General features: G+C 60.2%; 16 protein-coding genes and 1 pseudogene. 5 read left to right on the top strand and 12 right to left on the bottom strand.

Going from position 1 to position 13,810, the window contains the following annotated elements; genetic code table 11:
- Window positions 1-4 precede the first annotated feature (4 nt).
- Window positions 5-1,285 (top strand): NAD(P)/FAD-dependent oxidoreductase, encoded by a 1,281-nt coding sequence (locus tag QMZ29_RS05080; RefSeq protein WP_025302550.1) that lies wholly within the window; start codon window positions 5-7, stop codon window positions 1,283-1,285.
- A gap of 43 nt (window positions 1,286-1,328) precedes the next feature.
- On the opposite strand, the gene budC is transcribed toward QMZ29_RS05080, so the two are convergent.
- Window positions 1,329-2,084, bottom strand: coding sequence for a meso-2,3-butanediol dehydrogenase (budC, locus tag QMZ29_RS05075; RefSeq protein WP_025302549.1), 756 nt, complete (start codon window positions 2,082-2,084; stop codon window positions 1,329-1,331).
- Between the two features lie 315 nt (window positions 2,085-2,399).
- Window positions 2,400-2,828, bottom strand: coding sequence for a universal stress protein (locus QMZ29_RS05070; RefSeq protein WP_025302548.1), 429 nt, complete (start codon window positions 2,826-2,828; stop codon window positions 2,400-2,402).
- Window positions 2,829-3,081: 253 nt separating this feature from the next.
- Between QMZ29_RS05070 and QMZ29_RS05065 the strand changes: the two genes are divergently transcribed.
- Window positions 3,082-3,759, top strand: coding sequence for an isochorismatase family protein (locus QMZ29_RS05065; RefSeq protein WP_261425663.1), 678 nt, complete (start codon window positions 3,082-3,084; stop codon window positions 3,757-3,759).
- A 213-nt stretch (window positions 3,760-3,972) separates the two neighbouring features.
- Here QMZ29_RS05065 and QMZ29_RS05060 read toward each other — a convergent pair.
- Window positions 3,973-4,050 (bottom strand): annotated as a pseudogene (locus QMZ29_RS05060).
- A 114-nt stretch (window positions 4,051-4,164) separates the two neighbouring features.
- Window positions 4,165-4,377, bottom strand: a complete 213-nt coding sequence (gene cspE, locus QMZ29_RS05055; RefSeq protein ID WP_025302547.1) for a transcription antiterminator/RNA stability regulator CspE — start codon at window positions 4,375-4,377, stop codon at window positions 4,165-4,167.
- Window positions 4,378-4,753: 376 nt separating this feature from the next.
- Between cspE and QMZ29_RS05050 the strand changes: the two genes are divergently transcribed.
- Window positions 4,754-5,377, top strand: coding sequence for a LysE family translocator (locus QMZ29_RS05050; RefSeq protein ID WP_043141429.1), 624 nt, complete (start codon window positions 4,754-4,756; stop codon window positions 5,375-5,377).
- Here the strand turns inward: QMZ29_RS05050 and QMZ29_RS05045 are convergent.
- The 3 genes from QMZ29_RS05045 to QMZ29_RS05035 all read right to left on the bottom strand — a co-directional run bounded on the left by QMZ29_RS05045 (window position 5,367) and on the right by QMZ29_RS05035 (window position 7,522).
- Window positions 5,367-6,011 carry a Qnr family pentapeptide repeat protein gene (locus QMZ29_RS05045; protein ID WP_025302545.1) on the bottom strand — a complete coding sequence of 215 codons (645 nt, stop codon included), beginning with the start codon at window positions 6,009-6,011 and terminating at the stop codon, window positions 5,367-5,369. The genes QMZ29_RS05050 and QMZ29_RS05045 overlap by 11 nt on opposite strands.
- Before the next feature lie 75 nt (window positions 6,012-6,086).
- On the bottom strand, window positions 6,087-7,160 hold the full coding sequence (locus QMZ29_RS05040) for an SMP-30/gluconolactonase/LRE family protein (protein ID WP_261425661.1): 1,074 nt from the start codon (window positions 7,158-7,160) through the stop codon (window positions 6,087-6,089).
- Window positions 7,161-7,312: 152 nt separating this feature from the next.
- Window positions 7,313-7,522 (bottom strand): hypothetical protein, encoded by a 210-nt coding sequence (locus QMZ29_RS05035; RefSeq protein WP_004941260.1) that lies wholly within the window; start codon window positions 7,520-7,522, stop codon window positions 7,313-7,315.
- 141 nt (window positions 7,523-7,663) lie between these two features.
- Here QMZ29_RS05035 and QMZ29_RS05030 point away from each other — a divergent pair, with 141 nt between their 5' ends.
- The gene (locus QMZ29_RS05030; protein ID WP_043141436.1) at window positions 7,664-8,014 is read left to right on the top strand and encodes a GFA family protein; all 351 of its coding nucleotides are present in this window, start codon (window positions 7,664-7,666) and stop codon (window positions 8,012-8,014) included.
- Window positions 8,015-8,027: 13 nt separating this feature from the next.
- Here QMZ29_RS05030 and QMZ29_RS05025 read toward each other — a convergent pair whose 3' ends face one another.
- The 5 genes from QMZ29_RS05025 to QMZ29_RS05005 all read right to left on the bottom strand — a co-directional run bounded on the left by QMZ29_RS05025 (window position 8,028) and on the right by QMZ29_RS05005 (window position 12,348).
- The gene (locus tag QMZ29_RS05025; RefSeq protein WP_261425659.1) at window positions 8,028-9,146 is read right to left on the bottom strand and encodes a Gfo/Idh/MocA family protein; all 1,119 of its coding nucleotides are present in this window, start codon (window positions 9,144-9,146) and stop codon (window positions 8,028-8,030) included.
- Between the two features lie 14 nt (window positions 9,147-9,160).
- On the bottom strand, window positions 9,161-10,084 hold the full coding sequence (locus tag QMZ29_RS05020; protein WP_060432915.1) for a TIM barrel protein: 924 nt from the start codon (window positions 10,082-10,084) through the stop codon (window positions 9,161-9,163).
- 186 nt (window positions 10,085-10,270) lie between these two features.
- Window positions 10,271-11,302 carry a LacI family DNA-binding transcriptional regulator gene (locus QMZ29_RS05015; protein WP_197835540.1) on the bottom strand — a complete coding sequence of 344 codons (1,032 nt, stop codon included), beginning with the start codon at window positions 11,300-11,302 and terminating at the stop codon, window positions 10,271-10,273.
- A 72-nt stretch (window positions 11,303-11,374) separates the two neighbouring features.
- Window positions 11,375-11,791 (bottom strand): DUF2000 domain-containing protein, encoded by a 417-nt coding sequence (locus tag QMZ29_RS05010; RefSeq protein WP_004941246.1) that lies wholly within the window; start codon window positions 11,789-11,791, stop codon window positions 11,375-11,377.
- 98 nt (window positions 11,792-11,889) lie between these two features.
- Window positions 11,890-12,348, bottom strand: a complete 459-nt coding sequence (locus QMZ29_RS05005; RefSeq protein ID WP_060432914.1) for a hypothetical protein — start codon at window positions 12,346-12,348, stop codon at window positions 11,890-11,892.
- A gap of 233 nt (window positions 12,349-12,581) precedes the next feature.
- Between QMZ29_RS05005 and QMZ29_RS05000 the strand changes: the two genes are divergently transcribed.
- Window positions 12,582-13,793, top strand: a complete 1,212-nt coding sequence (locus QMZ29_RS05000; protein ID WP_049208769.1) for an MFS transporter — start codon at window positions 12,582-12,584, stop codon at window positions 13,791-13,793.
- Window positions 13,794-13,810: the final 17 nt, after the last annotated feature.

Below are 13,810 nucleotides of genomic sequence, written 5' to 3'. Positions count from 1 at the left end.
TCTCATGACTGAACACGTAAAAAGCTACTATGCGGCCACGGCCAACGCACATCAGCCCTATCCGCAACTGAATGAATCGATCGAATGCGACGTCTGCGTGATCGGCGGCGGCTATACCGGCCTCTCCTCCGCGCTGTTCCTGGTGGAAGCCGGCTATAACGTGGTGGTGCTGGAAGCGGCGCGCATCGGTTTCGGCGCCAGCGGCCGCAACGGCGGCCAGTTGGTCAACTCTTACAGCCGCGACATCGATGTGATTGAAGAGCGTTACGGCGCGGAAAGCGCCCGCCTGCTAGGCAGCATGATGTTCGAAGGCGCGGAGATCATTCGCAGCCGCATCAGCCGCTACGCCATCGACTGCGACTACCGCCCCGGCGGCATCTTCGCCGCCCTGAACAACAAGCAGTTCCATGCGCTGATCGAGCAAAAGCGCAACTGGGAGCGCTACGGCAATACCCAGCTCGAGCTGCTCGATGCGGATCGGGTGCGTCAGGAGGTCGCCAGCGATCGCTACGTCGGCGCGCTGCTCGATCACAGCGGCGGCCACATCCATCCGCTCAATCTGGCGCTGGGCGAGGCCGAGGCGATCCGCCTGCAGGGTGGGCGCATCTTCGAGCAATCGGCGGTGACGAACATTCGCCACGGTGAACCGGCGCTCATCAGCACCGCCAACGGCCAGGTGAAGGCGCGCTTCGTCATCGTCGCCGGCAACGCCTACCTGGGCGATAAGCTGGAGCCGCGGCTGGCCAAGCGCAGCATGCCGTGCGGCACTCAGGTGGTGACCACCGAACCGCTGGCGCCGGAGATCGCGCAGGCGCTGATCCCGCAGAATTACTGCGTGGAGGACTGCAACTACCTGCTGGATTACTACCGCATCACCGCCGATCATCGTCTGCTGTACGGCGGCGGCGTGGTATACGGCGCGCGCGATCCGGACGATATCGATAACCTGATCCGGCCGAAGCTGCTGAAGACCTTCCCACAGCTGAAAGGGGTGCGCATCGACTATCGTTGGACCGGCAACTTCCTGCTGACGCTGTCGCGCATGCCGCAGTTCGGCCGCCTGGAGAATAACGTGTACTACATGCAGGGCTACAGCGGCCACGGCGTGACCTGCACCCATCTGGCGGGCAAGCTGATCGCCGAGTTGATGCGCGGCGACGCCGAACGCTTCGACGCCTTCGCCAAGCTGCCGCACCTGCCGTTCTTCGGCGGGCGCAATCTGCAGATCCCGTTCACCGCCATCGGCGCGGCCTACTACACGCTGCGCGACCGCATCGGCGTCTAAAACAGCAGGCCCGGTCATCCTGACCGGGCCTGTACGTTAACGCTTAAACGATCTTCGGTTGACCGTCCGAGGCGGTCGCCCCGCCATCGACCGGGATGTTGGCGCCATTGATAAAGCTGGCGTCGTCGCTGGCCAGGAACGCCATCACCGCCGCCACTTCTTCCGGCTCCGCCGCGCGCCCCAGCGCGATGCGCTCATTGAACTTGTCGCGGATCTCCTGCGGCCAACCGTTGGTCATGTTGGTTTTGACCAGGCTCGGGCAGACCGAGTTAATGCGCACACCGTCACCGCCGTGGTCCAGCGCCATGGCGCGCGTCAGGTTGACTACCGCGCCTTTCGCCGCGCAGTAATAAGCCGCGCCCCAGTCGCCGCCCAGGCCAGACACCGACGCGGTATTGACGATACAACCTTTGGTTTTCAGCAGGTGCGGCAAGGCGAATTTGGAACAGAACACCACGCCGTCGATATCGACCCCGGCGATGCGGCGCCAGTCGTCGACGCTGGTTTCCAGCACGCTGCCCGCCACGTGTACGCCGGCGTTGTTCAGCAAGACGTCGATGCGGCCCAGTTTTTCCGCCACCTCGTTCATCATTTTTTCAACCGCGACGTGATCGGAGACGTCGATATGTACCGCCATCGCCCGGCCCTTCGGCAGCGAAGCGGCGACCTTATCTACCGCCTCTTTGGCCCAGTCGGCCAGCACCACGATGGCGCCTTCGGCGGAGAAACGCCGCGCCGCCGCTTCCCCCATACCATTGCCCGCACCGGTGATAACCACGACTTTATTGTCAAAACGCATGAGACCTCCTCCATGTGAACGTATTTATATAAGTCATACAAATCTCATTACCCCGAGGATAAGACGCCCCTCCCCTGAGAGCCAGTCAAAACGTGCGGTTTATTAACCAAAATGAGGTATGTCAGTGATTTCAATGCGCTGGATTAACCTTTATCGGATTTTGGCCAACATATTGATGCATAAAATAAAATTACGATTAGTCACTATTCGTCAGGCGGATTGTCAGCTAGCGGGATTATTGCGGGTAGGCGGTTATGGCTGCTCAGAGATAAGCGATACGAATGAAAAAAGGCAGCCGCCCGCAGGCGGCGGCGACTATTTTTTCTCGATGGGGACAACCAGCAGATCGACGTTCAACTCATTGATCGCCTGACGCGCCGAAGAAACCAGCCGGCTCCAGACATCGTGGTGATGGCCGAAGATCACCAGATCGAACCCTTTCTCTTTCGCCACCCGGTTCAGCTCTTCCGTCAACGCGCCACGGCTGACGATCACCTCTTCGACCGGATACGACGACTGCCCTTTGATCGCATTGAGCATATTCTTCACCCGCTCCGAAAAGGTGCGATCGGTGTAGTTGTAATCTCCCACGCCCAGATCGACGTAATAGCCGGCGCGGTGGATGTCGATATAGATCAGGGAAAGTTTGGCATGGAGCGCGGCAGCCAGCCTGGCGCCCTTGCCCAGCAGAAACTCGGCGTCTTCGCTGAGATCCGTGGCGACAACGATATGCTGATAAGCCATGACGGTGGCCCTCCGCGTCAAACCCATGAACAGGATGGCGTTCCTTGCCGCATGTTTCTTATGCACCTTAAGTTTAGCCCAGCGCCGAGCCCTTCGCCTGCGTCAAAATCGTTCCATTTATGGAACGATGTATCCCGACTTCAGGCTCTACCGGATTTCTCTCTTCTCCCTACACTGTAGGCAAGTGCTGAGTTTCAGCCTTATCAATCAAAGAAGATACCCACTGACCTCACGACGAGAAAAGGAAAACACCATGAGCACTCCAGCCAACTTCAACGGCCAGCGTCCTGTTATTGATGCCAATGACGCGGTCATGCTCCTGATCGACCACCAGAGCGGCCTGTTCCAGACCGTCGCCGATATGCCGATGACCGAGCTGCGCGCCCGCGCCGCCGCCCTGGCCAGCATCGCTACCCTCAGCAAACTGCCGGTGATCACCACCGCCTCGGTGCCGCAGGGCCCCAACGGCCCGCTGATCCCGGAAATTCACCAGAATGCGCCGCACGCGCAGTACGTCGCCCGTAAAGGGGAAATCAACGCCTGGGACAACCCTGACTTCGTAGCGGCGGTCAAGGCCACCAGCCGCAAGACCCTGATCATCGCCGGCACCATCACCAGCGTCTGCATGGCCTTTCCGTCCATCAGCGCGGTGGCCGAAGGCTATAAGGTCTTTGCGGTGATCGACGCCTCCGGCACCTACTCGAAAATGGCGCAGGAAATCACCCTGGCGCGCGTGGTGCAGGCCGGCGTGGTGCCGATCGACACCGCCGGCGTCGCCTCCGAGCTGCAGGGCAGCTGGAACCGCGCCGACGCTCAGCAATGGGCCGAGGTTTACACCAAAATCTTCCCGGCCTATCAGTTGTTGATCGAGAGCTACCTCAAGGCGCAGGACGTGGTGAAAAACAACGAACTGCTGGACTCGCAGCGTTAAAATCGCGGGCATAAAAAACCCCGGCTAAGGCCGGGGCCATTGATCATGTGCCGGTGGCTTTCCCGGCTGTCATGTTATGGCGTAAGCGTCCATCCAACACTCCAACATTACGCAGCCTAAGCACAACTTTTTCACAACAGAAAAAAAGACTGAAAAGTGGCATTATTATTTATGCGATAATCTGTTTTTCTGTTGCCAATAATAATTAATTATTGGAACGTCATCGAGGAATCGAACCCCAGTCCGCCAACGAATATTTCGCTGCCGCTCTTCCTGCTGAGCTAATGACGTATCGATAAAGACTCCGGGCGAACCCGGAGTTTATTCAGGCTAAAGGTGTTATTTCTTAACTGCTCCGGCTTAAACCCTCATCGCTGTCGTAAGAAACCGCACCTCGACCGAAAATTACAACGCGACCACGTTGCCGGCAGAAGGACCCTTCATACCCTTTTCGATAGTGAACTCAACCTGTTGGCCTTCGTCCAGCGTTTTGAAATCGTTGCTCTGGATAGCAGAGAAGTGTACGAACACGTCTTTGCCGCCGTCTGCCGGGGTGATAAAGCCGAAGCCTTTCCCTGCATCAAACCATTTTACCAAACCCGTCATTTTAGTAGACATAGAGATATTTCCTTTATATTTTTGCGACGCCATAGGGCGATAGAGGTCTGTTTTTATTGGAAACTTATGGGGCACTAGAGAAGAAAATTCGCGGAAGAAGAGGTATCTGGGGGATATCACCAACACTGAGAACTGCTTTACTAAAACTGCTTTCATAAGGTCTGTATGACAAACCAATGACGCTATTTACACACAGCTAATTTATTTAAGCAAGATATATTTTAAATTATATTCATATGGCTCATAAATTTATTATCGCAAAAGGCCGCTGACGCCTGTCGCTACGGGCAGGTAAAAAAAGGTTTCGCCCTGCTGGATCATATCGGCGATTCATTATAAAACTAAGGCTAACTCGCTGCTTACAGGCCGTTAACCGATGATCGATATGCCAGCCGTGCTCGCCGTTTTCACCGTCTATATCGTTGGCGTGGTGATCCCCGGCCCCAATTTTGTCGCCGTCGCCCACAAAGCCGTTTCCGCGCGCCGCAGCGAGGCTTTCGCTCTGGTGGCGGGCATTGTCTTGGTCAACCTGTTCTGGGCGAGCAGCGCCCTGCTCGGCGTCGGTATAATTTTCGCCTTGTTCCCCTGGTTGGCGCTGGCGGTAAAAGTGGCCGGCGCAGGTTATTTGATTTGGTTCGGTTATCGGCTGATCGCCCATGCAGCTCCCGGCTCAGGGGTTATCGGCGCGGCGGGTGGGGTGAACTCCGGCTTCAGATCGGCATTCTTGCAAGGGGTCGCCACCAACATCGCCAACCCCAAATCCGTCGCCTTTTACGCCGCGGTGTTTTCGTCGGCGGCGCCTGCCCATGTCTCCATGCCCACCTTCGCCGCCATGCTGCTGGAGGTCGCGGTAGTCGCTAGCCTGTGGTATGGCCTGGTGGCGCTGGTGCTCTCGCACGCGCCGATCGCCAGCGCCTACCGACGCAGTAAAGCCTGGATCGATCGCGCCTGCGGCGTGCTGATCATCAGCCTGGGCATCAGGCAGCTCTTCAGCCGATGATCGCGATCCCGAGCCGCTCCAACAGCTGCGCGGCCTGGTGGCTGTCCATTTTGACGCCCTGCAGATCGGTAGTGCGCAAATCCAACTCGCCCAGTTCCGCGTTGCTCAAATCACACTGGGTGACGTCGGCGGCACGCCAGTCGAAACCGGAGAATTCGCCGCCGGACAGATCGGAGCCGCTGAAGCTGGCGCCGAGCACCTGTGCGCCGTGCCAGCGGTTTTCCCACAGCTCGCATTTCTCCAGCACCACCTTGGCGAAGTTGGCATAGCTCAGGTTGCTTTTGGTGATATAGGCGCTGCAAAACCAGGTGCGGCTGGTGATCATGTTCATAAAGCTGGTGCCGCGAAAATCGGCGCCCTGCGCGCGGCATTCGCGGATCTCGATGCCCAACGCGTTGGCATGACGAAAATCGGCCATCGATAAATCACAGCTTTTAAAACTCGCGTCTTTCAGTATCGCGCGGCTGAAGTTGCCGCCCTGTCGGCTGTCGCGATCGTAGAATTGGCAGCCGATAAATTCGGTGCCGGTCAGATCGGCACCCGAAAAATCACACAGCATAAAGCTGCCGTTTTCAATCTTCTCGCCGGTAAAGCGGTTACGTTCGATCTTCTCACCCTTCAGCGCCAGGCTCATTGCAACACCCCTGTTTATTTATACAGTCAGGGCAGCATTTAATCCTATTCCGACAAGGTTGGCAACCGTCGTCGATCAGCGTGCCTCAGCTGCAGGCCGTGCTAACGCCACCTTGACGATGCTGAACGTCCTGATGCTCTCCGCCTGAGCGACGTCAGCAAACAGTTTGGGGTAACGGGAGTTGACCACCCACACCTCGCCATCGCGCAACGCGGCGCCGGTCGGCCCATCCAATCCCGGCGGCGTGGCGACCGCGGCGACATAGGCGCTGGCCCAGCCGTCGGCCGAGGCGAGCAGCGTCACGTCGCCGGACATGCTCCCCTTTTCAGCCGGAAAAGACTGTACGATCACCAATTCGTTGGCGTTTTTGAGCCGCAGCCCGTCCGGCCCTTTCAGCCGATGCGGCAGCCTGATTTCACTTATCGCAGGCGTGTTATCCAGCGTCACCTTCCACAGCAGCCCGTGGGTGTAGTCCGACGCAATCAGGTAGCCATCCGGGTGATACACGATGCCGTTGAGATAAGGCTGTGTGCCCTGCGCTGCGGCGGGTGCGTCGGCGGGCAGCAGAAGCGATGAGCGCACCAGGATCGACACGTGGCGCGTTACCCGGTCGATCTTGTAAATCTGCGGCTGGAAGCTGTCGGTTACGTAGATATTGCCCTGCGCATCGAGCGTCAGATCGTTGGCCAGCGTCGGCCCACGGCTTAACGATGAGAGATCGTACGTCTGCTGCAGCGTGCCGGTATCGAGATTGAACTCCAGCACCTGCGCCACGCGATTGCGCGTGCCAGGGGCTGAATGGAGGGAGACGCCCACGTCTTCGTTGCATACCAGCACCCGGTTGCGCTCGGTGTCCACCAGCATGCCGGAGGTGGTAATCAGTCCCTTGTCGGTGGAAAACCGCCGATAGCGGCCATCCGGGTAGACCAGGCCCAGCTGGCCACCGCGCAGGGAGGAGATCAGGAACGCACCGGCGCGCGGCTCCCAGGCGATGCCCTCAGGGTAGGCGCCGGCGGGATCCGGCGAAAACTCGATGCGTTGCGTGGCCTGCGCCTGCATAACGACGCCGAGAAGCAGTGTGGCGCCGGCCAGCTGGGTGACGCGCCGGCGGCGCAACAATAAGAAAGACAAGAGACTGAAGCGGAACATGAGCATGACCCTGATGAGGACTCGGATCGCTAGAGTAGGATCGCGCCGCTCACGGCACCAGCCGGGAAAAAGGCAATGCGCCACTAAAAAAATCACAGTAATCAGCGCAAAAAAAACCGCCCGGTGCGGGCGGTTGAGGTGGCGGCGAACCGTTACTTCAGGGCTTCCTGAATGGCGTCGGCCATCGGGCCGATGTGCTTCTCCGCCGCCTTCAGCTGGAAGTCCACGCCGTTGCCGTCGTTGGTATCCGACAGCGTGGCCTTGATCAGTTCCAGCGCCGCCTGCACCGCCACCAGCCGTTTGTGCTGTTCGTCCGTGACCGGTTCGGCGCCCATATTGGCCGGATAGTAATGTTCTAACATCGCGATCTCCTTTTGATGACGTTAACCTCTAACCTACCAGAAAACCGCGCATTTACTAAGGAAACCCGGCCCGGCACGGCCGAATGACGATAAATTGCACTATACTGGGCAAACACTCTCCCCTGTTACAGGATCATCGCCATGTCATTCCAGGGAAGCTGCCACTGTGGCGCCGTCACCTTCTCCGTAGACGCCGAACTGCCCACCGAAGCCCTCAGCTGCAACTGTTCTATTTGCCGCCGCAAAGGGCTGCTGCTGTCGTTCTTCCCCATCAGCGCTTTCACGCTCAACAGCGGTCAGGACCAGCTCAGCACTTACACTTTCAATCACCACAGGATCCGCCATCAGTTCTGCCGGACCTGCGGTGCCCAGCCCTTCGCCTACGGTACCGCGCCGGACGGCGCCGCGATGTGCGCCGTTAACCTGCGCTGCGTGCCTGACGTCGCGCTGGATGCGTTACAGATCCACAGCTACGACGGGGCCAGCGTCTGAGCGAATCGCGCACTCAGTCGAAGGCAACCCAGCCGGCGTCGGTTTCAGCGGATTGCACGCAGCGCGCCACCCACTTCACGCCCAGTGCGCCAGCCTGCACGTCCGGGTACCAGAAGTCGGCCAGGAAGGCCGCGTCGCGCCGATCGGTGGCGTCCATCGCCAGCGCGAAGCGGCGGTAGAGATTCGACCAGGCTTCAAACAACCCCTCCGCATGACCGCCGCCGATGCGATCGTCCGCCAACGCCGGCGCATCGAGATACGGCATGCCGCGCTCCAGGATCCGCACCGGCTCGCCCTGCACTTCGAAGCGTAGCTGATTGGGTTGTTCATCCCACCACTCCAGGCTAGCCTTTTCACCGACGATGCGCACCTTTTGACCGTGCATCGAACCGCAGTTGACCGCCGAACACCACACGGAGCCGACGGCGCCGTTGTGATACTCCATCAGCACATAGGCGTTGTCCTCCAACGGCGCGCGCGACGGCACAAAGCTTTGCCGGCTGCAGATCAACCGCCGGATCTTCAGCTGCGGCGCCATGGTTTCCGCCAGAAACAGCGTGTGGGTCGCCAGATCGCCCAGCACATAGCTGGGGCCGACAAAGCGCGGATCGACCCGCCAGCGAGTGCTGGGATTATCCTGCTCCACCGGCGCGGCGTGAAAGCCGTGAGCGAACTGCATATTCACCAGCCGGATTTCCCCCAGACGGCCATCGGCAATCATCTGCCGGGCCTGTAAAATCATCTGGTGCCCGGCATAGCCGTAGGTCACGCCGATGACTTTGCGCTGCCGCTCGCACACCACGTGCAATCCCGCCTCCAGCGCCGCCCGGCAAATGGCGTAATGGGTGTTGTTCGGCGTGGCGATCGAGACCGCTTCAATGCCGTCCGCCCGCGCGGCTTCGGCGCGGAACATTTCGGCATAATCCGCATAACAGCGCTCCACCGCCACGCCCAGACTCCGGCCAAAATCACGCCCGCGTTCGGCGTCAATGTCGAACGCGCCGGCCAACAGAGTAAACGCGCCGTCGCGCAAGGCCGCCGAACGATGGATGTAACCGATCTGGCTGGTGCCGCCGCCGCCGACCATGCCCCAGCGCAACGATCTCGCCAAAGGTTTGCTGCCGTTGATCATCGTGTTTCTCCTGATTAAAAGCCGAGGCCGCGCAAGTAGCGCAAGCTGGCGGTGACGTCCTGCAGGCTGCCCTGCACATTGCGCGGATCGCGTTCCTGCTCGATAGTGATCCAGCCCCGGTATCCGCGCTCGGCCAACAGCGCGCGCAGCTGCGGATAATCGATCGCCCCGCAGCCCAACGGGCACATGACACCCTCGGCGCAGGCGGTGAAAAAATCGACGCCGCGCGCCAGCACCTCGCGGAACACCAGCGGATCGACGTCTTTAAAGTGCAGATAATCGAGACGTTCAAAGTGCTTGCTCAGCCAGGCCGCCGGGTCCAGCCCGGCGTAATACAGATGGCCGGTATCCAGGCACAATCCGGCGGTGTGATGCGGAATGTCCGCCGCCAACCGGTCGATTTCGTCGGCGAACTCGATGCAGCCGCCGGCGTGCGGATGCACCACCGGCCGCACGCCGTATTCCCGCCAGGCCAATTCGCTGATGCGCGTAATGTGCCCGATCATCCTCTGCCACTCTGCCTGCGACAAACGCGGCGCTAAATCTGAACGCCCGGCGAACCTGGCGCGTTGCGGATTGCCGAAATCGATAATCACCAAGAACGGCGGCGCGGCGCGATCGCCCTCGGTCGGCTCCGCCCTAGGCGCCCGCGAGAGGTTGCGGCATATCCGATGAGTCAGGGCCAGCAGGCGCTCAATGTTCGCCTCGCTGACCAGATCGTCAAAAATCGTGCCGGCCACCAGCGACAAACGATGCTGCTCCAGCGCGGCGCACAGCGCCTCGCTCTGCGTCGGCAAATAGCCCCACGGCCCCAGCTCGATGCTGCGGTAGCCGGCCGACGACGCTTCTTGCAGAACCGTGGCGTAGGGCGGCAAATGGGGATTGTTTGGGTCATCCACGCCCCAACTGCAGGGCGCATTGGCGATAGGCAAAGTCATGGCGACGGCTCCTTTCTTGCGGGGAATGCCGGCAGTATCAAACAAAAATTCCAAAACCATCAATAATGAAAATTTTATTTTTTGATAGAGATCGCGCTATTTTTGATGAATTATTTGATAGTTTTTAATCAAATTGAGGCGACGCCTGACTGCGCCATGACCTCGGCAAACACCACTCAGCGGCCGTCAGAGGTTTTCTTTGGTGATCACATCGAAGCGATTAATGATGTGGCGTAATCCCGGTTGTTCATCGGCAGCGAGCAGCGTCTCGACAATCGTGGCGGCCAACTCAGAAATGCGGTGACACAGCAACAGATCCACCGTGCCGTCGAGCAGCGCCATTTCACCGCCCTGCACCGGGCCGTGGCACACCAGCGTGATGTCGCGCTGCCGGCCGCTCTCTCGTAACGCCTGAATAATGCCCTCTACACCGCCGCTCGGCGCGTACAGCGCCGCCAGCTCCGGGTGGTTCGCCAGCAGTTCACGCGTGACCCGGCGCGCCGTTTCCGCGTCCTCGAGGCTGCGCACCGGTTCCAGCACACGCTGGCCGCTCATCTGCTCACGCAGGTAGGAGCGAAAACCGATCTCGCAGGCTTCCTGGCAAGTAAAACGGTTGTCGCCGATGATCACGCCAACATCTCCCTGACGCCGGCACAGACGGTCCACCGCCCAACCGGCGGTGCGGCCCGCTTTTTGATTATCCAGACCGATGTAGCCGGCGCGGCTGGGCACCGATAAATCCGACAGCAGCGCGAAAACGTTGATGCCCGCCTGGGAGGCTTCTTCTACGGCATAGTGGATCAGGGGGTGATCCAGCGCCAACACACCGATCGCGTCCACCTGGCGGCTCAATTGGCTAATGGCGGCGGCGGTATCGCCGATGGCATTGAGAGAGTGGAAGATGAACTGCGGCGGCTGCCCCGGCTCATGATACGGCGCCGCTTGCACCATCAGTTCATCAGCCAGTTGCGCATAGAAGGAGTGTTCGCGCCGCAGTAGGATGAACCCCATTCTCAGGCGGCGTTCCGGCCTGCCCAGCACCGCCGACAGGCAGTGGGACTTTTCCAACGCGAACCCCAACTTTTTCGCCGCCTCAATCACCCGGCGCTGGGTGGCGGGCCGCACCGACGCGCGTTGGTTGATCACCCGATCGACGGTGGCGATGCCGACCCGCGCCTCTCTGGCGATGGCCGCCATGGTGGTTTTCTTGCCGCTCATGTTCATCTCCATCAACGATTTGATGGAAAAATATCATAGACGTTGCCGCCCCTGATGTGATGCCGTTCGCGATTAACGGTAGACGGAGAACTTCTTGGTAAGCGGCTTAAGCTGTTCAGTGTCGCCGTAGAGCGCCACCGCCACGAAGTCCAACTGCTCGTAGGGAGTATTGGCGGTGTCGGCGATCTGTTGTTCGGCGGAGTGCGACAGCATGGTGGTGGTGAAGAAGTTGGACAGCACGCCCTCCTCCTTGCACTTGAGGATCAGGTTGCTGAGCTGGCTGCTGTTCTTGGCCTGCAGGATGACGATCGGGTAGTGGCTCATATTAGCGCTGACGCCGTCGAGGCTGCTCGGGTAGTGGTGAAACTCGCGCTGCTCGATAAGATCGGTGATGCCCGCCGTCAGATGGCAGGAGGCGTTAAACAGAGTGGCCGGTTCGTGGTTGCGGTTGAGGATGATGTAGAATTTTTTCTCGTTATCGCTGTACATACTCTTCTCCTTGAATAGACAACCCTTTTTACCCAAGCCAAGGGCGGTTTTCAAGGCGAGATAAGGGCCGCGTCCGGCCCCGTGATGACGTTTCAGCCTCAGATCCCGCCTTCGCCCGGGCCCAGCGGCTGCGCCACCTGATGCAGCACGGTGATGTTCTGCAGGATAGTGCCGCCGTCAATCGGTTTCATCTGGCCGTCGCGATCTTTATAGTGCGTCGGTTTGGCGCCGTGGAAGAACAGGCCAGCGTTAACCTGCACGCCCAGATAGCCTGCGCTGGCCGGCAGGCGCTGCACGTCGGTCCAGGGGTTGGAAACCGGCACGTACTGGAAGCCATCGCCCGTCTTGGCGTATAGCGGGCGCAGCAGCGTGACAAAGGCCATCATCGGCGACAGCGCTTCTTTAAAGATCTGCACCGGCCGATCGACCGTCATCAAGAAACCCTGCGGTTGCTCCTCAACCGTGTCGAGGCTCAGGCTGCTGCTGATATCATCACCCCGGCCGCCATAGCTCCACTCCATCACCGGCGCTCCATTTTCATTCATCATCTCTGACATACACTGCTCCTTATAAATAAAATTGATCGGGCACGCTCGCTGCGTGCCGGAACAGTAAACCGCTGAACGGACACCCGCGTCCACGCAGGGTGGTACGCTGGCGAACCAAACAACGAGGTGCGCAAAAATAAAGCTCGAAATGAATAATTTCTCCGCGTGATAGCGCAGCATTTGAACGACGTCTGTCATGGCGCAGACGCATAGTGAGGGCGTTACCGCCTCTGGAGAGTGTTATGACCGCGATTAAACCGGACGCCATCGACCGCGTCCTTCCCGCCGCTACGCCCTGGCTAGCCGTCATCAACGTGCTGTTCGCCGGCATCGCCGCGGCGCTGCACGTAGGTAAGGCCACCATCGCGCTACCGGCGCTGCAGGCCGAATTCGGCCGTTCGCTCGAAACGCTGAGCTGGGTCATCTCGGCCTTTCCTTTCGTCGGGGTGTTCGGCGGCATCGCCGCCGGGCTGCTGGTGCGCCGCTGGGGCGATCGGCGCCTGCTGGCGGCGGGGTTACTGATCGTCAGCGCCGCCAGCTTTACCGGCGCCACGCTGCACGACTTCAACGGATTGATCGTCAGCCGCTTTGTCGAAGGCCTCGGCTTCGTGATCGTGGTGGTCGCCTCGCCGGCGGTGCTGAACCGCATCGTCGCCCCGGCGCAGCGCAGCCTGGTGTTCGGCATCTGGAGCACCTTCATGCCGGCGGGCATCGCCATTTCATTGTTTTTCGGCCCCCATCTCGCCGGCTGGCAACAGAGTTGGCAGGCCGGTGCGGCGTTGACGCTGCTGGCCGCCCTGCTGCTGCCGCTGACCACGCCCCGACGCGCCGCCAAGACGCACGTTCCGCCGTTGCAGCTGCGGCATGCGCTGGGCGCGATGCTGCGGGCACGCCAACCGCTGTTGCTGGCGCTGATGTTCGCCACTTACAACCTGCAGTTTTTCTCGGTGATGACCTTTCTGCCGATCTTCCTGATGCAGCGCATCGGCCTGTCGCTGGCGGCCGCCGGCGGCATCAGCGCAGCGGCGGTGGCGGCGAACATCATCGGCAACCTCGCCGCCGGGTTCTTGCTGTCGCGCGGTCTGCGGGCCGGTAGCCTGCTCGCGGCCACCAGCCTGGTCATCGGCATCTTCGGCATCGGCATTTTCCTGCCGATGACGCCCAACGGCCTGCTGATCCCACTGTGTTTCCTGTTCTGCGCCATCGCTGGCATGCTGCCCGCCACCATTCTGGCCGCCACGCCGGCGGCGACGCCGGAGCCCACGCTGTTGCCGCTGAGCCTGGGGCTGGTGATGCAAGGGAACTATCTCGGCCAGGTGATCGGCCCGGTCGCGCTGAGCGCCATCGTGGCCGCAGCCGGTTGGGTGGCGCCGGCGTGGCTGGTGCTGGCGGCGGCCCTGTTAGGGGCGCTGTTGGCGCTGGCTTTTCTCAGCAGGCGGCATAATGCAGGGTGATAAGCAGAAAAGTCGTT

Origin of the sequence: Serratia sp. PF-27 (assembly GCF_030053255.1) — a bacterium.
Taxonomy (GTDB): domain Bacteria; phylum Pseudomonadota; class Gammaproteobacteria; order Enterobacterales; family Enterobacteriaceae; genus Serratia; species Serratia bockelmannii.
The sequence above is the reverse complement of the archived record's forward strand: the minus strand, read 5'-3'. Positions and strand labels throughout refer to the sequence as shown.